The sequence below is a fragment of the Pseudomonas sp. PICF141 genome (assembly GCF_002286815.1).
Classification (GTDB): Bacteria; Pseudomonadota; Gammaproteobacteria; order Pseudomonadales; family Pseudomonadaceae; genus Aquipseudomonas.
The window spans coordinates 30,462-55,902 of record NZ_MUNM01000020.1 but is presented as its reverse complement, the minus strand read 5'-3'; the positions used below and the strand labels follow the sequence as shown (position 1 = coordinate 55,902).

Here is a 25,441-nt window from a genome sequence, read left to right as displayed (position 1 = left end):
TCGTTACGGCTTGGGGGAATGCTTCGAGTGTAGACGGGCTATGCGGCGGGGGGGGATGTACGGGGCATTTAATCTGCATAAAGCAAAACCCCCGGCCAGGGCCGGGGGTTTTGTGATCACTCGTCGAGGAAGGAGCGCAAATGCTCGCTTCTCGTCGGGTGGCGCAGCTTGCGCAGCGCCTTGGCTTCGATCTGACGAATCCGTTCACGGGTCACGTCGAACTGCTTACCAACCTCCTCAAGGGTGTGGTCGGTATTCATGTCGATACCGAAGCGCATGCGCAGAACCTTGGCTTCACGGGCAGTGAGGCCGGACAGGACTTCGCGAGTCGCTTCTTTAAGGCTCTCAACAGTGGCGACATCGATTGGCGACTGCATGGTCGAGTCTTCGATGAAGTCACCCAGATGAGAATCTTCGTCATCACCGATCGGGGTTTCCATGGAGATCGGCTCTTTAGCGATCTTCAATACCTTGCGGATCTTGTCCTCAGGCATTTCCATGCGTTCGCCCAGCTCTTCCGGGGTCGGTTCGCGACCCATTTCCTGCAGCATCTGCCGGGAAATACGGTTGAGCTTGTTGATCGTCTCGATCATGTGCACCGGAATACGGATGGTGCGGGCCTGGTCGGCGATCGAGCGAGTGATCGCCTGACGGATCCACCAGGTGGCATAAGTCGAGAATTTGTAGCCGCGGCGGTATTCGAACTTGTCTACCGCTTTCATCAGGCCGATGTTGCCTTCCTGGATCAGATCGAGGAATTGCAGGCCACGGTTGGTGTACTTCTTGGCGATGGAGATCACCAGACGCAAGTTCGCTTCGACCATCTCTTTCTTCGCGCGGCGGGCCTTGGCCTCACCGATCGACATGCGACGGTTGATGTCCTTGATCTCGGCGATCGTCAAACCGGTTTCGGTTTCCAGCGCGGTCAGCTTTTGCTGGCAACGAATGATGTCCGGTTGCAGGCGACCAATGGCTTCTGCGTATTTGCTTTTGCCTTTGGCCAGTGCATCGGTCCAGCTTTCGTCGACTTCGTTGCCCGGGAACTGGCGCAGGAAGTCGGCACGCGGCATGCGGGCATCACGAACGCACAGTTGCATGATCGCGCGCTCTTGCTGACGCAGACGATCCAGGGCGCTGCGAACACGCTCGACCAGGCCTTCGAATTGCTTCGGCACCAGTTTGATCGGCATGAACAACTCAGCCAGGACTACCAGCTCGGCAATTGCCAGCTTGTTGCCACGACCGTGCTTTTTCAGGGCCTTGCGGGTGATTTCCATCTGATCGGCGACAGCGCCAAAGCGCTGTGCGGCGATGACCGGATCCGGGCCGCTTTCGGCTTCTTCTTCGTCATCGCTCGCTTCGGCGTCATCGTCGTCGGTGTCGTCGTCCGCTTTCACGGCTTTCGGATCGACAGGCGGTGGCACTTCGGCCGCAGGCGGCGCAATGCCGTCGTCCGGGTCGATATAACCGCTCAGGACGTCGGACAGGCGGCCACCTTCGCTGGTGACGCGAGCGTACTCGGAGAGGATATGGTCAACCGTGCCAGGGAAGTGCGCGATTGCGCCCATCACTTCGCGGATGCCCTCTTCAATACGTTTGGCGATTTCGATTTCGCCTTCACGCGTGAGGAGTTCTACCGTACCCATTTCCCGCATGTACATGCGCACGGGGTCGGTGGTGCGACCAATGTCGGTCTCGACCGCCGCCAACGCTGCCGCCGCTTCTTCCGCGGCCGCCTCGTCGGTATCGGCGTCGGCCAGCATAAGGGCATCCTTATCTGGCGCAACCTCGAATACGTTGATCCCCATGTCATTGATCATGCGGATGATGTCTTCCACCTGTTCCGGATCTGAAATATCCTCCGGCAGGTGGTCGTTGACCTCAGCGTAAGTCAGGTAGCCCTGCTCACGACCCAATAGGATCAACTCTTTGATACGAGACTGCTGTTGCGCTTTTCCGGACATAACACCCTATCCACTGAAGGTCTTGGCGGGCAAAAAACAAGCCGAGGATTATACCTGAGCTATGACCTCACGCGCCAGTTGAGGTCGGGTTTGATGCGGAAACATTGCGACTTAAAAGGTCGCGCAGTTGGTTTTTCTCTTCGGTATTCAATTCACTTTGACGTGCTTTTCGAAGAAGTTGTTCCAGGTTTCGCTCGCGTTGGCGTGCTGACAAACTAGTTATGGTGTCGAAAAACTGTTGTTCAAGGTTATCTCCATCAATCAGCCATTCCTTCTCTGCCAGCGCTTTTAGCAGTCGGCCTTGTTCGGTGCCGTGCCAGCGAGCAATCAATTGAAATGAGTTTAGCTTGGGATTCTTCTGCACGGCTTCGAGCAGCGCGACCAACAGTTGCGTGTTGGTATGGTCCTCGGCGGCGAAGTGCCCGGCATCCTCGACTTTCTCAGCCAGTTGCGGGTGATGCAGCAGCGTACGCAAGGCGGCCAGGGTGGGCGGCTCTACAGCGGCCGGAATCCGTGGTGCGCGCGGTTGATCGCGATCACCACCCCGTTTGCCATTCTTGTCCCACGGCTTCTTGTCCCATTTCTTGCCGCTTGCGCCAGGTTTCTTCGGCGTCCATTCCTGCTGCGGCGCGTACATCTCTTGTGCCTGCGGCTGATGGTAGTCGCTGTAATCCGGCATGGCATCGTAATCGATGCCTGGATCATAAGCGGGGGGCGCTTCCTGAGGATGAGGCGTACTTTGAACCAGTTGACTCACGGCTTCACCGCTAAGCCCGGTAATTTCGCTCAGGCGCTGGCGCATCAAGATACGCAGGTTGGCACCCGGGACTTTGTCAATCAGCGGCGCGGCGAGGGTGGCCATGTGGGCCTTGCCTTCCAGGGAGCGCGGGTCCGATTCCTCGGTCAGCTGTTGAAAAAAGTAATCGGCCAGCGGCTGGGCGTGCTGATTGATCCGTGCGCGGAAGGCGTCAGTGCCCTCAGATCGGATCAGGGTATCCGGATCTTCGCCTTCAGGCAGGAACAGAAAGCGCGCCCGACGGCCGTCTTGCAGGCATGACAGAGTTGCCTCCAGTGCCCGCCAGGCGGCGTTTCGGCCTGCCTGGTCGCCATCAAAGCAGAACAATACGCTGGGCACGACGCGAAACAGGCGTTTCATGTGTTCTTCGCTGGTGGCCGTGCCCAGTGTTGCGACGGCATTGCGCAGGCCTTGCTGGGCGAGGGCGATGACGTCCATGTAGCCTTCAACGACGATGATTTCGTCGAGGTTGCGATTGTTCTTGCGTGCTTCATAAAGGCCATAGAGTTCCTGGCCCTTATGGAATACCGGAGTTTCAGGTGAGTTCAGGTATTTCGGCTTGTCGTCGCCCAGTACCCGGCCGCCGAAGGCAATAATGCGCCCGCGACTGTCGCGGATCGGGAACATCACTCGATCGCGGAAGCGATCATAGCGCTTGCCGGTTTCGGCGTTCTCGATCAGCAGGCCGGCATCGATCATGGCCTTTTGCTGCAGGGTATCGCTGCTCAAGTGCTTGTACAGATTGTCCCAGCCGGGCGGGGCGAAGCCGAGGCCGAAGTCTCGGGCGATTTCGCCCGTCAGTCCGCGACCCTTCAAATAATCCACGGCGGCTTTGCGCAACGGATGGCTCTTCAGGGCTTGACGATAAAAGTCGGCGGCGGCGGTGAGCAGCGGGTACAGCGGCGAATCGGTAGGCTGGCGCGGTTTGTGCGGCCGACCGCTTTCTTCGCGGGGAATTTCCATGCCGGCGGCTTTGGCCAGTTCTTCGACAGCCTGGACGAAATCCAGATTGTCATGGTCCATCATGAAGCCGAGGGCGTTACCGCCAGCGCCGCAGCCGAAACAGTAATAGAACTGTTTGTCGGGGCTGACGCTGAAGGAGGGGGTTTTCTCTTTGTGAAACGGGCAGCAGGCCGTGTAGTTCTTGCCGGCTTTTTTCATTTGCAGGCGCGAGCTGACCACGTCGACGATGTCGGTGCGGTTCAGAAGGTCGTCAATGAAGCTCTGGGGAATTAGCCCGGCCATGGCGTTCTCGTCATCTGCGCTGAAATGGACCCAAAACGAAAGGCGGCCAAACGCGGGTCGTTGTTCGAGGCGCGCAAGGTGTGCGGCTCGACCTGTGTCGTCTGCGTATCGCTGTCGGGAAGTGTATCTGCCGAAAATCCACTGACGTTAATACCAATCAGTATTCGACTATTTGAAAGTGTTTCGCTGAATCCGGCGACGGCCAGTCATTGGCCTCGGATAGCTCATAAGCGGGCACGCAAGAAGGTGCCTTGGGCTGATCGTCGTGAGAGGAATCAGTGGGTGTGCTCGTCAGTAGCCTTGGAAGGCTCGTCAGAAAAGACGTGCACCGCTGGCAAAAGAGCCAGGTCTGACGCTGTGAAGCAGGTTTGTCTCGGTCGCGTCTGCGGCTTTGACGGTGAAGCATCAAGCGTTGTCCGCAAATGCCATTAGCCCGGCTGAGGGCCGGGCTTGGCAGAAGCTTGCTACGATCGTCTGTATATTAGTACAGACGAACGGCGCGGCGCTGTTCGCGCTGAACTTTCTTGGCGTGACGCTTAACAGCGGCTGCTGCCTTGCGCTTACGCTCAGAAGTTGGCTTCTCGTAAAATTCGCGGCTACGAACTTCAGCCAGTACACCGGCTTTTTCGCAGGAGCGCTTGAAACGACGCAGAGCTACGTCGAAGGGTTCGTTCTCTTTTACTTTGACGGCTGGCATCCAGAGCTACCTTCATTCATTACCGGGGTCAACATCCTCGCGGCAAAAGAGCACTTGAAGACGTCGGTTTTTAAGGGTTGCGGATGTTAACCCCTCATCGCTCGGAATGCAAAGCCTCTGATCGAAAACCGCTGGTCGGGGCATCACGCGACGACTATTATGCGCGCCTTCGAATTCAGCCTCTACAAGGCGCAAACCCATGCTAGTACTGGGATTAGAAACCTCTTGCGACGAAACCGGTGTCGCGCTTTACGACAGTGAACGCGGGTTGTTGGCCGACGCGTTGTTCAGTCAGATCGATCTGCATCGTGCCTATGGTGGCGTGGTGCCGGAGCTGGCGTCCCGTGATCACGTCAAACGCATGCTGCCCTTGATTCGTCAGGTCCTGGCCGAGGCCGACTGTGTGCCGACCGAGATCGACGCCATCGCATATACCGCCGGTCCCGGCTTGGTGGGAGCCTTGCTGGTGGGAGCTTCCTGCGCCCAGGCGCTGGCCTTTGCCTGGGGGATCCCGGCCCTGGGTGTGCATCACATGGAAGGACATTTGCTGGCGCCGATGCTGGAGAAGCAACCGCCTGAGTTCCCGTTCGTCGCTTTGTTGGTGTCAGGTGGTCATACACAGCTGGTTCAGGTCGACGGGATTGGCCAATACACGCTCCTTGGCGAGACCCTTGACGATGCTGCCGGCGAAGCATTTGACAAGACAGCGAAGATGATGGGCCTGAATTACCCGGGTGGCCCGGAAATCGCGCGTCTGGCGGAGCAGGGCGTTGCAGGACGTTTCACTTTTCCGCGTCCGATGTGTGATCGTCCAGGCTTGGCTTTCAGCTTCAGCGGCCTGAAAACCTTCGCCCTGAACACTTGGCAGCAGAGCGTCAGCGCCGGGGACGACAGCGAGCAAGCCCGTTGCGACATCTCGCTGGCGTTCCAGCAGGCCGTGGTGGAGACTTTGACCATCAAGTGCAAGCGTGCGCTGAAACAGGCGGGTCTCAAGCGTCTGGTCATCGCAGGGGGCGTCAGCGCCAACAAGGCGCTGCGGGCTTCACTGGAAAAAATGCTCGGCGACATGAAGGGTGAAGTGTTTTATGCCCGTCCGGAGTTCTGCACCGATAATGGCGCGATGATCGCGTTTGCCGGTTGCCAGCGCTTGCAGGCAGGCCAGCATGAAAGCCTGGCGATCAGCGTGCAGGCGCGCTGGCCGATGGAGCAATTGTCGGCGTTGTAATGAGCGGCGTTCACGTGCGGTATTTAAAAATGCCGTTCGCGCCCGGCAAACAGGTCGCGTAGATTGCCGCGATGACGCCAGACGATCAGGCCTGTGAGCGCGCTCATGGGGAGCAGTGCCGCCGGTTCTTGCCAGGCAAGCAGCGGCAGGGTCAGTGGTGTGGCAATCAGGGCTGCGAGTGAGCTGGTGCGGGTCAGGTAGAACGTCAGCAGCCAGGCGCAGACCGCCAGCAGTGCGGCGGGCGGGTAGAGTCCCAGCAGCATGCCGGCCGCGGTGGCGACACCCTTGCCACCGCGAAAGCGGAAGTACAGCGGAAACAGGTGCCCGATAACGGCGCAGACGCCGATCCAGGCTTGTTGCTGCAGCGAAAGGCCCGCTGCACCTGCGATCAATACGGGTAGCAGACCTTTGTTCAGGTCGCCGAGCAAGGTCAGGATGGCGAGTTTCCTGCCGGCCAGGCGCAACATATTGGTGGCACCGGCATTGCCCGAGCCACTCATTCGCGGATCGGGGTTACCGGTCAGGCGGCTGAGCAAAATGGCGAAGGACAGAGAGCCGAGCAGGTAGGCGAGGATCGCCAGTAACCAAAACATGCTAACTATTCCGGGCGAGGACGCCCTGATTCTAACGGCGCATTGCGCCCTTGTCGTGCAGTGGAGAGAAGTGCTTGGACAGAGTGTTTATCGAGGGCCTGGAAGTCGACACCGTAATCGGTGCCTACGACTGGGAACGAGGCATCCGACAGTGTCTGCGACTTGATCTGAGCTTCGCTTGGGACAATCGTCCGGCCGCAGCCGGTGATGACCTGACCCTGGCGCTCGACTACGCGAGCGTTTCGTCACGCATCCAGGCATTTGCCGAGCAGGCTCAGTTTCAACTGGTCGAAACTTTTGCCGAACGTCTGGCGCAAGTGCTGATGAGCGAATTCAAGATCACCTGGATGCGCCTCAAGCTGACCAAGCCAGGTGCCATCCCGGCTGCCACCGGTGGTGTGGGCGTGGAGATCGAGCGCGGATGTCGCTGACTCAGGTATACCTCGGGCTCGGTAGCAATATCGAGCGCGAAGCCCATTTGCAGGCAGGCCTGGACGCCCTGGCGGCTTTCCTGGTGGATATGCGCTGTTCGGCGGTATTCGAAAGCCAGCCGGTAGGGATCAAGAGCGGGCCGTTTTTCAACTTCGTGGTCTCGGCCTTCACCGATCTGCCGCTGATGGAACTGGATCGACGGTTGAAATTCATCGAGGCGGATAACGGTCGGTACGCGCCCGACCGCAAGGGCTTGCCGCTGGATATCGACGTGCTGCTGTTCGGCGATCTGGTGGGCAACTTCGATGGCTTGATCTTGCCCAGGGCAGAGATTCTGAAAAACGCCTTCGTGCTGTGGCCGTTGTCGTTGATTGCACCGGATCGTGTGCATCCGGGTGTAGGCAAGAGCTTTGCCACTCTGTGGGATGAAGCGCAGATCGATCAGGTGTTGGCGCCGGTGGCTTTTGAGTGGCGCGGTAAGCAGTTGACTCCTTCGAATTTGTTGTGAGGCGCAAGACGCCTTCGCGGGCAAGCCTCGCTCCTAAAGGTGACGCCGTTCATCACCTGTAGGAGCGAGGCTTGCCCGCGATGCTTTTCAAGCAGGCGCCGCCGCTTTGTAAGCCTTCAACGCCTTGAGCCGCTCGCCTTTGATTGCCTCGCCCAATTCCGGTCCTTTGAATCCCTTCTCCAGCAACGGCTGAACGGCAACACTTCGCGCTGCAGTTGCCGCGCCCCGTAAATAATCCGCCTGTGGATAACTTCGCTGCTCCAAGCCTTTACGCCCTCGAGCGTCCATCTCGCACGCCGCGATAAACTCCTCAAAGCGCTGAGGTCGACGATAGACGTCGAAACTCTGCAGCAACTCCAGCAAGGTCGACGCTTTCAGCTCCAGCGCACGATGGCCATGGGTGTGATATTTGCCCACCAGCAGCGCCAACTCCTGACAGTCTTTGGGTGCCTTGAAGCGCTCATTGACCGCTTTGATCAGCTTCAGACCTTTGTGCTCGTGAGCGATGTGGCGGGGCCATTCTTCCTCAGGCGTCAAACCTTTGCCCAAGTCATGCAGCAAGCAGGCCCAGCGTACGGTCAGCGGTTGTCTGTGCAGCGCCGCTTGCTCCAACACGCTCAGGGTATGCACCCCCGTGTCGATTTCCGGGTGATGGGCTTCAGGTTGGGGTACACCGAACAGCGCGTCGACTTCCGGCATCAACACCTTGAGCGCGCCGCATTCGCGCAGCACCTCGATGAATACCTGGGGCTGGTCTTCCATCAGTGCGCGGGCGATTTCTTTCCAGCTGCGTTCGGGCGTCAATGCCTCCAATTCACCTGATTCGCTGAGTTGACGCATCAGCTCCAGAGTCTCGGGGGCGACGGTGAAACCCAGTTCCGCATAACGAGCGGCAAAGCGGGCAACGCGCAAAACACGGAGTGGATCTTCGGCGAATGCGGGGGAAACGTGGCGCAGCAAGCGAGCTTCGAGATCCCGTTGGCCGTGGTAAGGATCGGTCAGGTTCTGTTGATCGTCTTCGGCCATGGCGTTGATCGTCAGGTCACGGCGAATCAGATCTTCTTCGAGGGTGACATCCGGGCTGGCGTGAAAGATGAAGCCGCCGTAGCCGCGCCCGTTTTTGCGTTCGGTGCGGGCGAGGGCGTATTCCTCGCCGCTTTTGGGGTGAAGAAACACCGGGAAGTCTGCGCCCACCGGACGAAAGCCCTTGGCGAGCATTTCTTCAGTGGTGGCGCCTACAACAACCCAGTCGATATCGGTGACAGGTTTGCCCAGCAGGCGATCGCGGACCGCACCGCCGACTTTATAAATCTGCATAGAGAGCCTCCGTTAGCCCGACAGAATAACCTTTGCGTCGAACTTGCGGAGGCAGAAAAGCAGATCAAAGATGAATGACTGCCAGGTCCAGCCGGCCATAATCCCCCTCGCCGTGTTCACTTCTGGGCGGAATATGGTGGGTTTTCATTACCTGATCCCCTTGCAAGGTTTCCAGGTGAATGTCGAAGCCCCAGAGGCGGTGCAGATGCTTGAGTACTTCGTCGGTGGAATCGCCCAGCGGTTTGCGGTCGTGTTGCTGGTGACGCAAGGTCAGAGAGCGGTCGCCACGCCGGTCGATGCTGTAGATCTGTATGTTGGGTTCGCGATTGCCCAGGTTGTATTGCGCCGCCAGGGTTTCGCGAATGGTTCTATAGCCTTCTTCATCGTGTATCGCCGGAACCAGCAGATCGTCTTTCTGATCGTCATCGAGGATGCTGAATAGTTTTAAGTCGCGGATCACCTTGGGCGAGAGGTACTGCAGAATGAAACTCTCGTCCTTGAAACTGCTCATGGCGAATTTGATGCTGGACAGCCAGTCGGTACCGGCGATTTCCGGGAACCAGCGATAGTCCTCTTCGGTGGGGTGTTCGCATATCCGGCGGATATCGCGATACATGGCAAAACCCAAGGTGTAGGGGTTGATTCCGCTGTAATAGGGGCTGTCGAAACCGGGCTGAAACACCACGCTGGTATGGGAGGTCAGAAACTCCATCATGAAACCGTCAGTGACCAGGCCTTCGTCATACAAGTCGTTCATCAAAGTGTAATGCCAGAACGTTGCCCAGCCTTCGTTCATCACCTGGGTCTGGCGCTGTGGATAAAAATACTGGGCAATCTTGCGTACGATCCGCACGATCTCGCGCTGCCAGGGCTCCAGCAACGGCGCGTGTTTTTCGATGAAATACAGGATGTTTTCCTGAGGTTCGGCGGGGAAGCGTGCATTGTCCTTGTCACTGTACTTGTCCGCGCCTTTTGGAATGGTCCGCCACAAATCATTGATCTGCTTTTGCAGATGCTCTTCCCGATCCTTCTGCCGACGGCGTTCTTCCTCGGCGGAAATCGGATAAGGACGTTTGTACCGGTCGACTCCGTAGTTCATCAGGGCATGGCAGGAATCGAGCAAGTCTTCTACCGCGTCGATGCCATGGCGTTCTTCGCACTGCATGATGTACTGCTTGGCGAACACCAGGTAATCGATGATCGAGCTGGCGTCGGTCCAGGTGCGGAACAGGTAGTTGCCTTTGAAGAAACTGTTATGGCCATAGCACGCGTGAGCTACCACCAGAGCCTGCATGCAAATGGTGTTTTCTTCCATCAGATAGGCGATGCAGGGGTCCGAATTGATCACAATCTCGTAGGCCAGCCCCATCTGGCCGCGACTGTAGGATTTTTCGGTGCTGAGGAAATGTTTGCCATAGGACCAATGGTGATAACCCAAGGGCATGCCGACAGAGGCATAAGCGTCCATCATCTGCTCGGCGGTGATCACTTCGATCTGGTTGGGATACGTATCCAGCGCGTAGCGGGCCGCGAGACGACTGATTTCGCGGTCGTAGGCCTGGATCAGCTCGAATGTCCATTCGGAGCCGGTGGAAATGGGTTGGCGCTTCTGCTCTTTGGCGGTCATGTCACTAACCTGCGCTGGAAGAGTTCACGAAAGACCGGATAGATATCCCCGGCCGAGACCAGTTGCTGCTGGGCAAAAGTGTCAGAGAAGGCTTCGGCGATGCGTTCGTATTCGAACCACAGGGCCTGATGTTCGCGCGGGGTAATCTCAACATAAGTGTAGTACTGCACGTACGGCATGATCTGATTGATCAGGATGTCGCGGCAGATCGGCGAATCGTCGTTCCAGTTGTCGCCGTCTGACGCTTGGGCGGCATAGATATTCCATTCGTTGCTCGGATAACGCTCGGCCATGATCTCTTGCATCAGTTTCAAGGCGCTGGAGACGATCGTGCCGCCGGTTTCCCGAGAATAGAAAAACTCCTCCTCATCCACTTCGCGGGCGCTGGTGTGGTGGCGAATGAATACAACGTCGATTTTGTCGTAGTTCCGCTTGAGGAACAGGTACAGCAGGATGAAGAAGCGTTTGGCGATGTCCTTGGTCGCCTGGGTCATGGAGCCGGATACGTCCATCAAGCAAAACATTACTGCTTTGGAGCTAGGGTTCGGCTGCTTGATCAGCAGGTTGTACTTGAGGTCGAAGGTGTCGAGAAATGGCACTCGGTGAATGCGCGCACTGAGTTTCTCGATTTCTGCTTCGAGGTCCTGGATATCGCCGAAGTTGTCCGGTTCTTCCCGTTTCAGCCGCAGCAGTTCCTCTTTGGCTTCGCGCAGCTTCGCCCGGCTGCTGCCGGACAAGGCAATGCGCCGGGCATGGGCCGAACGCAGCGTACGGATAATGTTGATACGTGACGGGTTGCCTTCGTTGCTGATACCGGCGCGTACGGTCTTGAAGGTGTCGGTACCGGTCAGGTGGCGTTTTACCAGGTTAGGCAGTTCAAGGTCCTCGAACATGAATTCGAGGAATTCCTCCTGGGTAATCTGGAAGACGAACTCGTCCATCCCTTCGCCGGTGTTACCGGCCTTGCCAGGGCCTCTGCCGCCGCCTCCTCCTGGCGGGCGGGCAATGTGCTCACCGCTGGTGAATTCCTTGTTGCCGGGGTGCACGATGGTTTGCTTGCCGCCACGACCGTGGTGAAGCACCGGCTCGTCGATGTCGCGACCGGGAATGCTGATCTGCTCGCCGTGCTCCATATCGGTGATGGAACGCCGGCTGACCGCCTCTTCGACAGCCTTTTTGATGTGATCACGGTAGCGCCGCAGAAACCGCTGACGGTTTACCGTGCTCTTGTTCTTGCCATTGAGACGTCGGTCGATCACATAGCTCATAGGGAGCCCTCCGGGCAGCTACCAGTAACAAGCTTCAAGCTGCAAGCTCGAAGCTTTCAAAGCAAGCAGAGCCACGAAACAGGGCCTCAAGCGCCCATACGGTGTGCTTGAGGCTTGTAGCCTGCCGCTTGCAGCTGCCTCACTGGGATTTCCTGACCCGCAAGTACCACTCGGACAGCAGTCGTACCTGTTTGTCGGTGTAGCCCCGCTCGACCATCCGTGTGACGAAGTCGTTGTGCTTCTGCTGGTCCTCTTTGCTGGCCTTGGCGTTGAAGCTGATGACCGGCAGCAAGTCTTCGGTGTTGGAGAACATTTTCTTCTCGATGACCACCCGCAGTTTTTCGTAGCTGAGCCAGGTTGGGTTCTTGCCGTTGTTGTTGGCTCGCGCGCGCAGTACGAAGTTGACGATTTCGTTGCGGAAATCCTTCGGATTGCTGATGCCGGCCGGTTTTTCGATTTTCTCCAGTTCTTCGTTCAGGGCTACCCGGTTGAGGATCTCGCCGGTTTCCGGATCGCGGTACTCCTGATCCTGAATCCAGAAGTCGGCGTACAGCACGTAGCGATCGAAGATGTTCTGGCCGTACTCGCTGTAAGACTCGAGATAGGCAGTCTGGATCTCCTTGCCGATGAATTCGATATAACGCGGTGCCAGATACTCCTTCAGGAAGCGCAGATAGCGTTCGCGGGTCTCTGCCTGGAACTGTTCCTGTTCGATCTGCTGTTCCAGTACGTAAAGCAGATGTACCGGGTTGGCGGCGATTTCGTGCGGATCGAAGTTGAAGACCTTCGACAGAATCTTGAAGGCGAAGCGGGTCGACAGACCGTTCATGCCTTCGTCGACACCCGCTGCGTCGCGGTATTCCTGGATCGACTTGGCCTTCGGATCGGTGTCCTTGAGGTTTTCGCCGTCATACACACGCATCTTGGAATAGATGTTGGAGTTTTCCGGCTCCTTGAGGCGCGAGAGCACGGTGAACTGCGCGAGCATTTTCAGGGTATCGGGCGCGCAATGGGCCTTGGCCAATGAGCTGTTGAACAGAAGTTTGTCGTAGATCTTCACCTCGTCGCTGACGCGCAGGCAGTACGGTACCTTGACGATATAGATCCGGTCGATGAATGCTTCGTTGTTCTTGTTGTTGCGGAAGGTGTGCCATTCCGATTCGTTGGAGTGGGCCAGCAGGATCCCGGTAAACGGAATCGCCCCCAAACCTTCGGTACTGTTGTAGTTGCCTTCCTGGGTGGCTGTCAGCAATGGGTGCAGCACCTTGATCGGTGCCTTGAACATTTCGACGAATTCCATCAAGCCCTGGTTGGCCCGGCACAGCGCCCCCGAATAGCTATAGGCATCGGCGTCGTTCTGCGGGAACTCTTCCAGTTTGCGAATATCGACCTTACCTACCAGCGCCGAGATGTCCTGGTTGTTTTCATCGCCCGGTTCGGTTTTCGCTACCGCGATCTGGTTGAGGATCGATGGATAGAGTTTCACCACGCGGAACTGGCTGATGTCGCCGCCGAATTCGGCCAGGCGCTTGGTAGCCCATGGCGACATGATGGTATTGAGATAGCGCCGGGGAATGCCGAAGTCTTCCTCGAGGATCGCGCCATCTTCAGTGGCGTTGAACAGACCCAGGGGCGACTCGAAAACCGGCGAGCCCTTAATGGCATAGAAGGGCACTTTCTCGATCAATTGTTTGAGTTTTTCGGCCAGGGACGACTTACCGCCACCGACAGGGCCGAGCAGGTAGAGGATCTGTTTCTTCTCTTCCAGACCCTGGGCCGCATGGCGGAAATACGACACGATCTGGTCGATGCATTCTTCCATCCCGTGGAAGTCTTCAAAGGCCGGATAGCGGCGGATCACCTTGTTGGAAAAGATTCGCGACAGTCTCGAGTTGGTCGAGGTGTCGAGCAGCTCCGGTTCTCCGATAGCCAGCAAGAGACGCTCGGCGGCGGAAACGTAGGCGCTGCGGTCCTTTTTGCACAGTTCCAGATACTCTTGCAGCGAGAGTTCTTCCTGGCGCGTGGACTCGAAGCGTTGTTGGAAGTGGCTAAAGATACTCATGACGTCACCTCGCTCGATACGTGGAGCCGACGCCGGATCACTCAGTCGATGCTGGCAGCAACCGAACAGGCAGTTGCTGTTTACCCCCCAGAACTCTCCCGGAGATGACAACTCCGAAAGCTACTCCCGATGACCCGTGCGCCGGTGTACCGGCTCTCCCCTGTTTTGGATGGCCTGCGCTTAAGGATAGTTGGGAATTTGGAAGGGAAATGCAAGATGCGTAATAAGTTGTGGCAGACCGTTCGTCTGTCACCGCGCTAGCCCGCGGGGACCGGGGCTTGCGCGCATTGAAAAAAATTATTCGGAAGTGCCTTGCGCCGTTTCCGAAGGATAAGTCGTACGCCACAGTTCGAAACCGCCATCCATGCTGTAGACGTCGGAGAAGCCCTGGCTGATCAGATAGGCCGCCGCGCCCTGGCTGGAATTACCGTGATAGCAGACCACTACCGTCGGCGCGTCCAGGTCGGCGCCTTGAATGAACGCATGCAGGGAATGATTATCCAGATGCTTGGATCCTGCGATGTGCAGTGCGGCAAACGTTGCCGGGTCACGGACATCGACCACCACCGCGCCTTGTTCGCGCAAGGCTTGGGCCTGTTCTGGGGGGATACGTTTGAATTCGCTCATGGCGGGCTCCTGTGGCTCGGCTGAATGCGCAGTCTAGCGCGGGGCGTTGGCTGACGTTTGTTCGGGGATAGAGGCGGCGACCGGCGGCCGGGTATTGCCCCGGGCGTCACATTTACATTGCAGGCGCTCGCCGGTGTCGACGTTCATCAGGGTCATGGCGCCACCCCAGACGCAACCGGTGTCGAGCGCAAACAGGCCTGGCTCATTGCATTGGCCTTCGAGCGCCGCCCAATGGCCAAAGATGATCTTCAGGCCTTTGGTCTTGCGTTCCTTGTGGGCAAACCATGGCGCATAACCCGGCGGTGCGGTGTCAATGCCTTCCTTGCCCTTGAGGTCGAGTTTGCCGTCGCTGGTGCAAAAACGCATCCGGGTGAAATAATTGGTGATGACCCTCAGGCGGGCCGCGCCTTTGAGGTCGTTGTCCCATTTCACCGGTTCATTGCCGTACATGCCGTCAAGGTAAGGCGCGAAGCGACTGTCATCGTGCAGGGCGTCTTCGACTTCGGCGGCGCACTTCAAGGCTTTGCGCAGCGACCATTGAGGCGGAATGCCGGCATGGACCAGGGCGATATCGCGCTGCTCGTCGTAATGCATGAGCTTTTGTTGGCGAACCCACTCCAGCAGCTCCCCGCAATCGGGTGCTTCAAGAATCTCGCGCAGCGTGTCGGCCTTCTTCAGGCGTTCGATGTTTTGCCCGACCGCCAGCAAATGCAGGTCATGGTTGCCGAGTACACAGATCAGCGATTCGCGGATGCTATAAAGGAAGCGCAAGGTCTCCAGCGACTGTGGGCCACGGTTGATGAGGTCGCCCACCAGCCACAAGCGATCCTTTGCCGGGTCGAAAGCGACTTGCTTGAGCAGGCATTGCAGTGGCTCAAGGCAGCCTTGCAAGTCGCCGATGGCATACGTTGCCATCAGTGCAAGGCTCCGGGTACGGCCAGGCGAAACGGAGCGATGACGGCGTCGAAATGTTTACCGTCCGCGGCGACCATCTCATACGTGCCCTGCATCGTGCCGACCTTGGAGGTCATGACGGTGCCGCTGCTGTAGGTGTGGCTTTTGCCCACGTCGATCAACGGCTGCTGGCCGACGACGCCTGCACCACGAACCTCCTCGACATGCCCGTCACCGTCGGTGATCACCCAATGCCGTGAAAGCAGTTTGGCGGGCACCAGGCCATTGTTCTGTACGGTGATGGTGTAGGCGAAGGCAAAGCGATTTTGCTCGGGTTGCGATTGTTCTGCCAGATAGCGGGTGACGACGCTGACGTCGACCTGATAACGAGGATCGGACATGCAAAAGGCCTTAGAAACGAAGCGGGACGCGGGGCATAGCTGATAGAACTCAGTCTAGGCCAAGTATCGGGTAGTAAACCAGAGTGGCGTCCTACCCGATAGCGCTCATCGCCTGTCAGTCGGTGGCAGGCTTGTGCAGGGCTTGTTCGCTGAGCTTGTCGGCCAGGCGAACGAAGGCCGCCAGATCGAGCTGCTCGGGACGTAGGCTGCCATCGACGCCGGCGGCTTCGATTTCAGCGTTGCTCAGCAACAATTTCAGCGTGTTGCGCAGGGTTTTACGGCGCTGGTTGAAGGCTTCGCGCACGATGCGCTCCAGCAGTTTGTGATCTTTGGCTGGATGCGGAAGTACCGCGTGAGGCACCAGGCGCACGATGGCCGAGTCGACTTTCGGCGGCGGATTGAATGCCCCCGGGCCGACGTTGAACAGATGCTCGACCCGGCAATGGTACTGAACCATGATCGACAGGCGACCCCAGTCACCGCCGCCAGGTCCCGCCGCCAGACGCTCGACCACTTCTTTTTGCAGCATGAAGTGCATGTCACGAATCAGGCTTGCGTTGTGCAGCAGATGAAAAATCAGCGGGGTAGAGATGTTGTACGGCAGGTTGCCGACCACTCGCAGGCTGTTCGGCGCGGCGTCCAGGCTGTTGAAGTCGAACTTCAGTGCGTCGCCCTGATGCAGGTGGAAGTTGCTCTTGCTGGCGAACTGCTGGTTGAGGATCGGGATCAGGTCCTTGTCCAGCTCCACCACGTCCAGTTGGGCGCCGCTGTTGAGCAGGCCTTGGGTCAATGCGCCCTGGCCCGGACCGATTTCCAGCAGACGGTCTTCAGGTTTGGCGTGAATGGAACGCAGGATGCGGTCGATGACGCCGGCATCGTGCAGGAAGTTCTGGCCGAAGCGCTTGCGCGCCCGGTGTTGGTAATGCTCGGTCATAAACGGGTCTCGGCCATCTGGTAGGCGGTTTCCAGGGCGACTTGCAGGCTGCCGGTATCGATTTTGCCGCTGCCGGCCAGATCCAGGGCGGTGCCGTGGTCGACCGAAGTGCGGATGATCGGCAACCCGAGGGTCACGTTGACTGCCGCGCCGAAGCCTTTGTATTTCAGCACGGGCAGGCCCTGGTCGTGGTACATCGCCAGCACTGCGTCGCAGTGCTCCAGATATTTTGGGGTAAACAGAGTGTCGGCGGGCAGGGGGCCGCGAAGGTCCATGCCCTCGCCGCGCAGGCGCTCTAATGTAGGTTCGATGATGTCGATTTCTTCATGGCCCAGATGACCGCCTTCACCGGCGTGCGGGTTGAGTCCGCAAACCAGGATGCGCGGCTGGGCGATGCCGAATTTTTCTTGCAGGTCGGCGTGCAGAATCCGCGTGACCCGCTCCAGGCGCTCCGGTGTGATTGCATCGGCAATCTCGCGAAGGGGCAGGTGAGTGGTGACCAATGCCACGCGCAAACCGCGGGTGGCGAGCATCATCACCACTTGCGCGGTATGAGTCAGGTCTGCGAGAAATTCCGTGTGCCCGGAAAAGGCGATCCCGGATTCATTGATCACACCCTTATGCACGGGGGCGGTGATCATGCCGGCGAAATGCCCGTCGAGGCAGCCCTGGCCAGCACGCGTGAGGGTTTCCAGAACGAAAGCCGCATTGGCCTTGTCCAGGTGCCCGGCGGTGACCTTGGCGCTAAGCGGCGTATCCCACACATACAGGCTGTTGGCGGGTGCGGGAACGTCCGGCCAGCTGTCGGGTGTTACCGGCAGCAGATCAACAACCACGCCCAGCTGCGCGGCCCGCTCGATGAGCAGGTCGCGGCTGGTAATGGCAATCAGGGGATGTGGCTGAGCTTGCGAGGCGAGCAGCAGGCACAGGTCGGGACCTATGCCGGCCGGTTCGCCGGGGGTCAACGCGAAACGCTTGGGTTTCACTGCGTTGCCTGGTCTGCGCCAGGGAGCTTGATTTCTACATACGCTTCGTCACGGATCTGACGCAGCCAGGTTTGCAGCTCTTCGTCGTATTTGCGGTTACGCAGTACGGTCATCGCTTGTTGTTCACGGGCCTGGGTGGTGCTGTCGGTAGCGCGGCGACCAAGGACTTCCAGAACGTGCCAGCCATATTGAGTCTGGAATGGCTTGGACAGCTGACCTTGTGGTGTCTTGGCCATCACTTCGCGGAATTCCGGTACCAGTGCATTCGGGTCGATCCAGTTCAGGTCGCCACCATTGAGGGCGGAACCCGGATCTTCCGAGAAACTTTTCGCCAGCTCGCCGAAATCTTCGCCTGCTTCGATACGGGAATAGAGCGAATCAGCCAGAGCCTTGGTTTTTGCTTCGTCGCGGATCGGGCTTGGTTTGACCAGGATGTGACGCACGTGCACTTCGTCACGCACCTGGGTCTCGCCGCCACGCTTGTCGAGGATCTTCAAAATGATGAAGCCGCCCGGTGTACGCATAGGCTGGGTGATGTCGCCAACAGACATGGTGCTCAGCAGGCGATCGAACGGAGGTGGCAGTTGGGCGGCTTTACGCCAGCCCATGTCGCCGCCTTCCAGCGCGGTTTCGCTGGCGGATCTGGCGATCGCCAACTGACCGAAATCAGCGCCTTGCTTGAGCTGCTGGTACACCGCGTCGGCTTGTTTGGCTGCATTCTGAATCGCGTCGGAGTTGGCGCTTTCCGGGGTAGGAATCAGGATGTTGGCCAGACGGAACTCTTCGGACAGTTGCATCTTGCCCAGGTCGGACGCCAGGAAGTTCTTCACTTCCTGCTCGGACACCTGGATACGCTCGGCCACCCGGCGCTGACGCACACGGCTGATGATCATTTCGCGGCGGATCTGGTCACGAGCGTCGTCATAAGACAGGCCGTCGCGAGACAAGGCGGCGCGGAACTGATCGATCGACATGTTGTTGCGCTGGGCAATGGTGCCGACTGCCTGGTTCAGTTCTTCATCGGTAATGCGAATGCCGGAACGCTCGCCGATCTGCAATTGCAGGTTTTCGACGATCAGGCGCTCGAGCACCTGCTGATCCAGTACGCCCGCAGGTGGTACGGCGGCACCGCGCTTGGCGATGGTTTGCTGAACTTCACGAACACGCTGGTCCAGTTGGCTCTGCATGACCACGTCGTTGTCGACGATGGCCACCACTTTATCGATGGACTGTACCGCGGCGTTGGCCGCAGTACCCAGGAACAGCGCGCCCAGCAGCAGCGGGCGCAGACAATCAGAAAGCTTGGTCTTCACGTTCACGATAACCTTGGATGCCTTTGTCGAGGAAGCTCTCTACCTTGGCGCCGGTGAGGCCGCCGAGTCCCTTCAGAACAATTTGGAGGAAGACGCCGTGGTCGCCTTTTTCGTTTTCCGGGGCGTTCTGACTGAACTCGTCATAGCTGACCCAGTAACGGTTGATCAGGCGCAATTTCCAGCAGCAGTTGTCGTATTCGAAACCACCGAAGGCTTCCAGAGTACGGTTGCGGTTGTAGTCATACTGCCAGCGGCTGATAGCGTTCCACTGCGGCACGATCGGCCAGATCACCGAGAAGTCGTGCTGCTCGATCTTGTAGTAGTCCTTCACGTAGCCGGGAGTGCCCGGAGTGCCGTAGTCACCGCCGCCCACCGACCATTTGCCGGTGTTCTGGTCATAACGAACCTGGTCATTGCGATAGCGATAACCGGCGTTGATGACCTTGTTCGGGTTGTCTTCAGGCTGGTAGTGGAACATCGCGCTGCCCGAGCGAGGGCTGCGGCTGTCCGGGTCCCAGTTGTAATCGGCGGTGGTGCGCCAATCGCGGTTCCAGCGGTATTCGTATTCCAGCGCATAAGGCGAAACACTGGATTTTGCGTCGTCGCGGGTTTTCGCATCGATACCTGGCAACTGTACTTCGCGGTCCTTGAAGTAGAAGGCCTGGCCGACGCTAATGCGTTGACGTTCGAAGCCGTTGTCTTCAATCCAGCGGTTGGTCACGCCCAGCGACAGTTTGTTCTCGTCGCCGACACGGTCGGAGCCGGAGAAGCGGTTGTCGCGGAACAGCGAGGCGTAGTTGAAGGTGTATTCGCCTGTGTCGAATACCGGAATGTCTTCCTGGTCTTCCTCGGGTACATAGAGGTAAAACAGGCGAGGTTCCAGGGTCTGGCGATAGTTTTTGCCGAACCATTGGGTATTGCGATCGAAATACAGGCCGCTGTCGATACTGGCAATGGGTACGCCACGGTTTTGATTGCTGCTGAACGTACCATTGACACGGTCCGCCTCTGCATCCTGCAGCGCGATGTCGCTTTTACCTTTGCCGTCCAGATCCAGTTGGTACTGGGTGTACTGATACTTGAGCGATGGCTTTAGGAAGCCATAGGTCCAGTTCAACGGCAGGCTGACACCTGGCTTGAGATTCAAACGGTCGCCGGTGGCGCGAGCCAGGCCGGTCACGTTGTTATCAAGACGCGGTTCGACGGTGCCATCTTCGTTAACGAAGTTGCCATTTTTCAAGTCGCGGTCGAACCGGACGATTTCAGTCTCGTAATCGAAATCCAGACCTTGCGGATGATACGGCAGCTGACCATTGAAGGTGATCTGCGGCAAACGATCATACGGCGTGATGTTCGAAACGGTTGCCAGCTGATAAGCCTGGGCATTCAAGCGAGCGGTATAACTGTCGCCACGATAGGTGACAGAACCCTGCTGATTCACGAAGTCGGCACTTTTCACACCGATCTGATCAGTCTGCAGGTCCTGGAAGTAATACGGATCGCTGATCTTGGTGTAATCGACCTGAGTCATTACGCGCGAGTCCAGGCCACCCTTGTGCTGCCAGTTGTACATGTAGCGGGTTTCTTCGTAGTCGGTCTGCAGCTTGCGATCGTCATTCTCGTCGTTGAGGTACGCGGCGCCGAACTGACCTTCGCTGGACTTGGTCAGGTAGCGGAATTCGCCTTCCATCAACAGGCCACGCTTGCTCATGTAACGCGGGTACAACGTGGCGTCGTAGTTCGGTGCCAGGTTGAAGTAATACGGGGTAACGAGCAGGAAGCCGGTATCGCTGCCGGTGCCCACCGTCGGCGGCAGGAAGCCGGACTGACGACGGTCGTCGATCGGGAAGTAGATGTACGGCGTGTACAGAACCGGAATGTCCTTGACCCGCAACGTCACGTTGGTCGCGGTACCGAAACCGGTCGCGGGGTTCAAGGTGATGTTGTTGCCCTTGAGCTGCCAGGCGTTGCTGTCCGGTTCGCACGTGGTGTACGTACCATCCTTGAGACGGATGATCGCGTTCTCGGCACGCTTGGCGTACAGCGCGTTGCCGCGGATACGCGATTTGTGCATCACGTATTCGGCGTTGTCGACCTTGGCTTCACCGGTGTCGAGCTGCACGTCGGCGTGGTCGCCCACGATCAGTGCGCCGTTGTCGCGAATGCGCACGTTGCCGTTCAGTTCGCCACGGCTTTCGGCCTGGTACAGGTTCGCTTCGTCGGCTTCGGCCTGCATGCTGCCCTGACGCATGACCACGTCACCAGCCAGGGTAGCGATCTGCTCTTCCTGCTTATAGCGGGAAGCCTTGGCGCCGATAAAGGTTGGCGCGTCACTTTTATCCGTCTGGTCATTCATGCCAGGACGAATCGGTTCGATATAGGAACCAGCGCAGTAAGGACCTGTTTCGGCCAATTGCGCTGCGGTGAGCTTCTCGCGTGGAACCCAGTCGAGGTGACTGTAGTCTTCACTACGCGACTTCAGGCCACGGCCCTTGGACTCGGTCACCAGGACTGGTTTCGCGCCGGTGTCTGCGCTGGAGCCGGTATCTGCCGCAGCTTCGCCAGTGGCGGAAACTGTGCTGCCGTCATGGACTGGGCGTGGCGGCAATGCAGCGGCCGGTGCCTTTGGCGCACAATCCCAGGCGCCCGAAGCAGAGACTGAGCAGTCATACTGTTGCGCAGCGACCACGAACGAAGTGGCTAGAGGTTGCAGGGCCAGCAGACTGCCGGTAACCAACAACGGAAATTTTTTACGAAACGCGGGGGATTTCAATGCCATCTTATTAGTCCGGGCTTCCTGCGTGCCATCTGCCCGCGGTGTGGGCCGCACGCCTCTCGATGGTCTGAAAAAGATGCTGGATAATAAAGCATGACCCGCTTGACGGCTAGCGCCGTCGGAGACCCTTGCAATGCCTGACCAAGATGTACGCTTGCAACACCTGAAAGTTTGGCTCGATGAACAGTTGGCTATCCTCTATGCAGAACAAAGTTGGGGCGTTGTGCCCCCGGCCACGTTGACTGCGGCCAGTAGCGACGCGAGTTTTCGGCGCTATTTCCGCTGGGAAGGCGCAGGCAGAAGTTTTGTCGTGATGGACGCGCCACCGCCCCAGGAAAACTGCAAACCCTTCGTGGATATCGCTTTTCTGCTGGCGAAATCCGGAATAAACGTGCCGAAAATTTATGCCGAAGACCTCGAGCGGGGTTTTCTTTTGCTCAATGACCTGGGCAACAAGACTTACCTGGACGTGATCGACAGCGAAAACGCCGACGATTTGTTCAAGGATGCCCTGCAAGCACTGCTGGCTTTCCAGCAGTTGCCGATGGTGGCACCGCTGCCAAGTTATGACGTGGCGCTGCTGCGTCGTGAGTTGGAACTGTTCCCTGAGTGGTACGTGAAGCGCGAGCTGGGCATTGAGTTTGACTCGGCGCAACAAACACTTTGGCAGCAGGTCAGCGACTTGCTGATCGACAGCGCTCTGGCCCAGCCCAAAGTCCTGGTGCATCGCGACTTCATGCCGCGCAACCTGATGCTCAGCGAGCCAAATCCCGGTGTGCTGGATTTCCAGGACGCGGTTTATGGCCCGGTGACCTACGACGTGACCTGCCTGTTCAAGGATGCCTTCCTCAGCTGGCCTGAAGAGCGCGTGCGCGGCTGGCTGGAAGATTACTGGCAGCAAGCAGGCGCGCTCGACATCCCGGTGCAGCCAGACTTTGAAGATTTCCTGCGCGCCAGCGACCTGATGGGTGTGCAACGGCACTTGAAAGTCATCGGTATTTTTGCCCGCATCTGCCATCGCGACGGCAAGCCGCGTTACCTCGGTGACGTGCCGCGCTTCTTTGCTTATATAGACACGGTCATCGCCCGTCGCCCTGAGCTGGCGGAGCTGGGTGAATTGCTGGCCAGTCTGCCTGCTGGAGCGACGGCATGAAGGCAATGATTCTGGCGGCGGGTAAAGGCGAGCGCATGCGTCCACTGACCCTGACCACGCCAAAACCGCTGGTTCGCGCCGGCGGAGCGCCCCTGATCGAATATCACCTGCGCGCATTGGCGACAGCCGGGTTCAGGGAGATCGTGATCAACCATGCCTGGCTCGGTCAGCAGATCGAAGACTATCTGGGCGATGGTTCGCGGTACGGCGTGAGCATTCAGTATTCGGCGGAAGGCGAGCCACTGGAGACCGGTGGCGGTATTTTTCGTGCATTGCCATTGTTGGGTGACGAGGCCTTTGTGGTGGTCAACGGTGACATCTGGACCGACTACGATTTCAGCGTGTTGCATCAGCCCATCGCCGGGCTCGCTCATTTGGTATTGGCGGACAACCCGGCGCATCACCCAAGTGGAGATTTCACTTTGGTCGATGGCCATGTGCAGGACGGTCGACCGGATACATCAACCTTGACCTACAGCGGCATCGCCGTGCTGCATCCGCAGCTGTTTGGCGGGTGCTCGGCCGGTGCCTTCAAACTTGCGCCACTGCTGCGCAAAGCCATGGCTGACGGGCAAGTGACCGGCGCACGCCTGAATGGGCATTGGGTGGATGTCGGCACCCACGAGCGCCTGGCAGAAGTAGAAGCTCTGATAGAAGCGAGACGCTGACATGTTGTGGCCAGGGACTCTGATTGGAGCCGGAGCGGGCTTTGCCATAGCCAGCATTCCGGGGGCCATGCTCGGCGCTTTATTGGGACAGGCGCTGGACCGTCGTCTGCACCTGCAAAGCTGGGCGCATTTATGGGAAAAATTCGGTGGTCGCTCGGTACTGCGCAACGATGAACTGCTGTTCGTGTTGCTGGGCCGATTGGCCAAGAGCGATGGACGGGTTGTGGATGGCCACATCCAGCAGGCGCGGCAGGAAATGCGCTCGCTGGAGATGACCGAGTCGGCGCAACGTCGGGCGATTGCGGCATTCAATCGCGGCAAATCAGGACATGACCGGTTGCGCGGTTATCTGCGACGCCTGAGTGCTCAACCCCATGCGGCCGAAGGGGTGTTGCGTGCCTGTTGGCGGATGGTCTGGGCGGATGGTCGCGCCGGTAGCAATGAGCGCGAGCTGATTGCCCAGTGGGGCAAATGGCTCGGCTGGACATCGCATCAAGTGCAGGCACTGGCCAGCGATTACGAGCCGCAGAAGCGACCGTTGGTCACTGGCTCGATCACGTATCAGGATGCCCTGCGGCTGTTGGGCGTGTCTGCCACCAGTGAGCCGGCACAAATCAAGCGCGCCTATCGACGCCTGCTCAGTCGGCATCATCCGGACAAGATTGCCGGCAGCGGTGCGACGGCGTTGCAGGTTCGTGAGGCGACGGACAAGACCCGTGAATTGCATACCGCTTATACGTTGATTCGTGAACGGCGGGATTTTCGTTAGCCAAAGGTTTGTGTCGCTAGTGATGCCGCCATCGCGGGCAAGCCTCGCTCCCACAGGATTTATGTCGATAGCAAAAATTGCGTACGACTCAAATCCTGTGGGAGCGAGGCTTGCCCGCGATGAGGGCGACTCGGTCTATCAGTCCGCCACCGGCTGCGGATTCAACCAACCGCGCACCCGCCGCGCCAATTGCTCTTGCTCGGCCTTGGCATTCCCCGGCAAAGCCTTGAGTGACACCTGGCTGAACCCCGAGGTTTTCAAGCGTTTGCTGGCCTGCAAACGTTCCAGCGCCGCGTTACGATCCACCGGCTTGTCCCTATAAAAGATGTCTGCGGTAGGCAGCTTCAACGTGGGTGTGAGCTCAGCCAGTCCCGGTTTTGCTGTAACAGGCGTCTGGGCGGCAATCATCACGAATTTTTCGACTTGCGATGGCTGCTTCTCGCTCAGATAACGCGCGGCCCAGTAGGCGCCGGTACCATGGCCCAGCACGACAACACTGCGAGCGCTTTGCTGTTCGGCGAAGGCGATGGCTGCATCGATACGGGCGAAGATTCGCTGCGCGTCGGCTTTGGCGTGTTCTTCGGTGGTTTCGACGATGGCCTTGTCGGCCACCTCCACTTCGCCGCCGGCCGCCTGTTCGATGGGCGCCGCAGTCGTCGCGTCTTTGCTGCCGGCATCAGGGGTTTTGGGCGCTGGTGCCACTTCGACGATACGAGGCGCAATGGTGTCGCTTTGCAAATCGGGCAAGGTGATACTCAGGCTGCTCCACTCGGCGTCCGGCAATTTATGGCGCAATGGGCTGATCACTTGCGGCCAGTCAACGGTTTCGCCGGCGCCCGGGATGATAATCACCGCGCCTTTGGGGTCGGCGGTATTGGCCGGTTTCCACAAGGCGAGAAAGCTGTCGGTGCCGGCTTGCAGCTGTTGCTGTTCCTGTGCAGGGATTTTTCGCTCAAGTGCTGCCGCTTCTTCCTGACTACGCTCAAGCAGCGGCTGGCGTTCAACCGGTTTTTCTTCTGCGGGTTTCTCCGCGGTGGCAGGTGCCGGGTCAGCCGCTTCGACGGAAAACGCGCAAGGCAGGATCAACGACAGGCACAATGCTGGCAGTGCCAGGCGGTAGACAGGGGGCATCGGATATTCCAGGCCAGAAGTGATTCCGGCAGCCTAATGGGTTGGTCAGTATTTG

At 58.5% G+C, this 25,441-nt stretch carries 22 protein-coding genes; 6 read left to right on the top strand and 16 right to left on the bottom strand.

Annotated features, from left to right (window positions below; all coding sequences use genetic code 11):
• Window positions 1–116: 116 nt before the first annotated feature.
• The 3 genes from rpoD to rpsU form a co-directional block, all read right to left on the bottom strand.
• A complete protein-coding gene (rpoD, locus tag BZL43_RS02520; protein ID WP_095630843.1) occupies window positions 117–1,964 on the bottom strand; it encodes an RNA polymerase sigma factor RpoD in 1,848 nt (615 codons plus the stop codon).
• Between the two features lie 67 nt (window positions 1,965–2,031).
• Window positions 2,032–4,005, bottom strand: coding sequence for a DNA primase (gene dnaG, locus BZL43_RS02515; RefSeq protein ID WP_095630842.1), 1,974 nt, complete (start codon window positions 4,003–4,005; stop codon window positions 2,032–2,034).
• Between the two features lie 481 nt (window positions 4,006–4,486).
• On the bottom strand, window positions 4,487–4,702 hold the full coding sequence (gene rpsU / locus BZL43_RS02510; RefSeq protein WP_002551877.1) for a 30S ribosomal protein S21: 216 nt from the start codon (window positions 4,700–4,702) through the stop codon (window positions 4,487–4,489).
• 199 nt (window positions 4,703–4,901) lie between these two features.
• Between rpsU and tsaD the strand changes: the two genes are divergently transcribed.
• Window positions 4,902–5,927, top strand: a complete 1,026-nt coding sequence (tsaD, locus tag BZL43_RS02505) for a tRNA (adenosine(37)-N6)-threonylcarbamoyltransferase complex transferase subunit TsaD (RefSeq protein WP_095630841.1) — start codon at window positions 4,902–4,904, stop codon at window positions 5,925–5,927.
• A gap of 23 nt (window positions 5,928–5,950) precedes the next feature.
• On the opposite strand, the gene plsY is transcribed toward tsaD, so the two are convergent.
• Window positions 5,951–6,520, bottom strand: a complete 570-nt coding sequence (gene plsY, locus BZL43_RS02500; protein ID WP_095630840.1) for a glycerol-3-phosphate 1-O-acyltransferase PlsY — start codon at window positions 6,518–6,520, stop codon at window positions 5,951–5,953.
• A gap of 74 nt (window positions 6,521–6,594) precedes the next feature.
• Between plsY and folB the strand changes: the two genes are divergently transcribed.
• Window positions 6,595–6,951: a dihydroneopterin aldolase gene (gene folB, locus BZL43_RS02495; protein ID WP_007904249.1), complete on the top strand. Its 357-nt coding sequence runs from the start codon at window positions 6,595–6,597 to the stop codon at window positions 6,949–6,951.
• Window positions 6,942–7,460 carry a 2-amino-4-hydroxy-6-hydroxymethyldihydropteridine diphosphokinase gene (gene folK, locus BZL43_RS02490; RefSeq protein ID WP_095630839.1) on the top strand — a complete coding sequence of 173 codons (519 nt, stop codon included), beginning with the start codon at window positions 6,942–6,944 and terminating at the stop codon, window positions 7,458–7,460. The genes folB and folK overlap by 10 nt, the downstream gene beginning before the upstream one ends.
• An 87-nt stretch (window positions 7,461–7,547) precedes the next feature.
• Here folK and BZL43_RS02485 read toward each other — a convergent pair whose 3' ends face one another.
• From BZL43_RS02485 to BZL43_RS02435, 11 genes are all read right to left on the bottom strand, one after another.
• Window positions 7,548–8,777, bottom strand: a complete 1,230-nt coding sequence (locus BZL43_RS02485; RefSeq protein ID WP_095630838.1) for a multifunctional CCA addition/repair protein — start codon at window positions 8,775–8,777, stop codon at window positions 7,548–7,550.
• Between the two features lie 64 nt (window positions 8,778–8,841).
• A complete protein-coding gene (locus tag BZL43_RS02480; RefSeq protein ID WP_095630837.1) occupies window positions 8,842–10,404 on the bottom strand; it encodes a SpoVR family protein in 1,563 nt (520 codons plus the stop codon).
• The gene (locus tag BZL43_RS02475) at window positions 10,401–11,672 is read right to left on the bottom strand and encodes a YeaH/YhbH family protein (protein WP_095630836.1); all 1,272 of its coding nucleotides are present in this window, start codon (window positions 11,670–11,672) and stop codon (window positions 10,401–10,403) included. Before BZL43_RS02475 ends, BZL43_RS02480 begins: the two co-directional genes overlap by 4 nt.
• A 139-nt stretch (window positions 11,673–11,811) precedes the next feature.
• On the bottom strand, window positions 11,812–13,734 hold the full coding sequence (locus BZL43_RS02470) for a PrkA family serine protein kinase (RefSeq protein ID WP_007904259.1): 1,923 nt from the start codon (window positions 13,732–13,734) through the stop codon (window positions 11,812–11,814).
• A gap of 297 nt (window positions 13,735–14,031) precedes the next feature.
• On the bottom strand, window positions 14,032–14,361 hold the full coding sequence (gene glpE, locus BZL43_RS02465; protein ID WP_030130002.1) for a thiosulfate sulfurtransferase GlpE: 330 nt from the start codon (window positions 14,359–14,361) through the stop codon (window positions 14,032–14,034).
• Between the two features lie 33 nt (window positions 14,362–14,394).
• Complete coding sequence (locus BZL43_RS02460; protein ID WP_095630835.1) at window positions 14,395–15,276, bottom strand: symmetrical bis(5'-nucleosyl)-tetraphosphatase; 882 nt, start codon at window positions 15,274–15,276, stop codon at window positions 14,395–14,397.
• Window positions 15,276–15,656, bottom strand: a complete 381-nt coding sequence (gene apaG, locus BZL43_RS02455; protein ID WP_095630834.1) for a Co2+/Mg2+ efflux protein ApaG — start codon at window positions 15,654–15,656, stop codon at window positions 15,276–15,278. The genes BZL43_RS02460 and apaG overlap by 1 nt, the downstream gene beginning before the upstream one ends.
• A gap of 115 nt (window positions 15,657–15,771) precedes the next feature.
• Window positions 15,772–16,590, bottom strand: coding sequence for a 16S rRNA (adenine(1518)-N(6)/adenine(1519)-N(6))-dimethyltransferase RsmA (gene rsmA / locus BZL43_RS02450; RefSeq protein ID WP_095630833.1), 819 nt, complete (start codon window positions 16,588–16,590; stop codon window positions 15,772–15,774).
• Window positions 16,587–17,576, bottom strand: coding sequence for a 4-hydroxythreonine-4-phosphate dehydrogenase PdxA (gene pdxA / locus BZL43_RS02445; protein ID WP_095630832.1), 990 nt, complete (start codon window positions 17,574–17,576; stop codon window positions 16,587–16,589). The genes rsmA and pdxA overlap by 4 nt, the downstream gene beginning before the upstream one ends.
• Complete coding sequence (gene surA, locus BZL43_RS02440; protein WP_095630831.1) at window positions 17,573–18,889, bottom strand: peptidylprolyl isomerase SurA; 1,317 nt, start codon at window positions 18,887–18,889, stop codon at window positions 17,573–17,575. The genes pdxA and surA overlap by 4 nt, the downstream gene beginning before the upstream one ends.
• Window positions 18,870–21,668: an LPS-assembly protein LptD gene (locus BZL43_RS02435; protein WP_095630830.1), complete on the bottom strand. Its 2,799-nt coding sequence runs from the start codon at window positions 21,666–21,668 to the stop codon at window positions 18,870–18,872. The genes surA and BZL43_RS02435 overlap by 20 nt, the downstream gene beginning before the upstream one ends.
• A 130-nt stretch (window positions 21,669–21,798) precedes the next feature.
• Here BZL43_RS02435 and BZL43_RS02430 point away from each other — a divergent pair, with 130 nt between their 5' ends.
• Genes BZL43_RS02430 through BZL43_RS02420 form a run of 3 tightly spaced genes read left to right on the top strand, consistent with a single transcriptional unit; the run spans window position 21,799 to window position 24,255 of the window.
• Window positions 21,799–22,818 (top strand): aminoglycoside phosphotransferase family protein, encoded by a 1,020-nt coding sequence (locus BZL43_RS02430; protein WP_095630829.1) that lies wholly within the window; start codon window positions 21,799–21,801, stop codon window positions 22,816–22,818.
• A complete protein-coding gene (murU, locus tag BZL43_RS02425; protein WP_095630828.1) occupies window positions 22,815–23,486 on the top strand; it encodes an N-acetylmuramate alpha-1-phosphate uridylyltransferase MurU in 672 nt (223 codons plus the stop codon). Before BZL43_RS02430 ends, murU begins: the two co-directional genes overlap by 4 nt.
• Window position 23,487: 1 nt before the next feature.
• Window positions 23,488–24,255 (top strand): TerB family tellurite resistance protein, encoded by a 768-nt coding sequence (locus BZL43_RS02420; RefSeq protein WP_095630827.1) that lies wholly within the window; start codon window positions 23,488–23,490, stop codon window positions 24,253–24,255.
• 138 nt (window positions 24,256–24,393) lie between these two features.
• Here BZL43_RS02420 and BZL43_RS02415 read toward each other — a convergent pair whose 3' ends face one another.
• Window positions 24,394–25,386: an alpha/beta hydrolase family protein gene (locus BZL43_RS02415; RefSeq protein ID WP_095630826.1), complete on the bottom strand. Its 993-nt coding sequence runs from the start codon at window positions 25,384–25,386 to the stop codon at window positions 24,394–24,396.
• Window positions 25,387–25,441 lie beyond the last annotated feature (55 nt).

Coding starts and splice junctions, on each gene's coding strand:
- rpoD (WP_095630843.1), bottom strand. CDS start 1,964: ATGTCCGGAAAAGCGCAACAGCAGTCTCGTATCAAAGAGTTGATCCTA.
- dnaG (WP_095630842.1), bottom strand. CDS start 4,005: ATGGCCGGGCTAATTCCCCAGAGCTTCATTGACGACCTTCTGAACCGC.
- rpsU (WP_002551877.1), bottom strand. CDS start 4,702: ATGCCAGCCGTCAAAGTAAAAGAGAACGAACCCTTCGACGTAGCTCTG.
- tsaD (WP_095630841.1), top strand. CDS start 4,902: ATGCTAGTACTGGGATTAGAAACCTCTTGCGACGAAACCGGTGTCGCG.
- plsY (WP_095630840.1), bottom strand. CDS start 6,520: ATGTTTTGGTTACTGGCGATCCTCGCCTACCTGCTCGGCTCTCTGTCC.
- folK (WP_095630839.1), top strand. CDS start 6,942: ATGTCGCTGACTCAGGTATACCTCGGGCTCGGTAGCAATATCGAGCGC.
- BZL43_RS02485 (WP_095630838.1), bottom strand. CDS start 8,777: ATGCAGATTTATAAAGTCGGCGGTGCGGTCCGCGATCGCCTGCTGGGC.
- BZL43_RS02480 (WP_095630837.1), bottom strand. CDS start 10,404: ATGACCGCCAAAGAGCAGAAGCGCCAACCCATTTCCACCGGCTCCGAA.
- BZL43_RS02475 (WP_095630836.1), bottom strand. CDS start 11,672: ATGAGCTATGTGATCGACCGACGTCTCAATGGCAAGAACAAGAGCACG.
- BZL43_RS02470 (WP_007904259.1), bottom strand. CDS start 13,734: ATGAGTATCTTTAGCCACTTCCAACAACGCTTCGAGTCCACGCGCCAG.
- glpE (WP_030130002.1), bottom strand. CDS start 14,361: ATGAGCGAATTCAAACGTATCCCCCCAGAACAGGCCCAAGCCTTGCGC.
- BZL43_RS02460 (WP_095630835.1), bottom strand. CDS start 15,276: ATGGCAACGTATGCCATCGGCGACTTGCAAGGCTGCCTTGAGCCACTG.
- apaG (WP_095630834.1), bottom strand. CDS start 15,656: ATGTCCGATCCTCGTTATCAGGTCGACGTCAGCGTCGTCACCCGCTAT.
- rsmA (WP_095630833.1), bottom strand. CDS start 16,590: ATGACCGAGCATTACCAACACCGGGCGCGCAAGCGCTTCGGCCAGAAC.
- BZL43_RS02435 (WP_095630830.1), bottom strand. CDS start 21,668: ATGGCATTGAAATCCCCCGCGTTTCGTAAAAAATTTCCGTTGTTGGTT.
- BZL43_RS02430 (WP_095630829.1), top strand. CDS start 21,799: ATGCCTGACCAAGATGTACGCTTGCAACACCTGAAAGTTTGGCTCGAT.
- murU (WP_095630828.1), top strand. CDS start 22,815: ATGAAGGCAATGATTCTGGCGGCGGGTAAAGGCGAGCGCATGCGTCCA.
- BZL43_RS02420 (WP_095630827.1), top strand. CDS start 23,488: ATGTTGTGGCCAGGGACTCTGATTGGAGCCGGAGCGGGCTTTGCCATA.
- BZL43_RS02415 (WP_095630826.1), bottom strand. CDS start 25,386: ATGCCCCCTGTCTACCGCCTGGCACTGCCAGCATTGTGCCTGTCGTTG.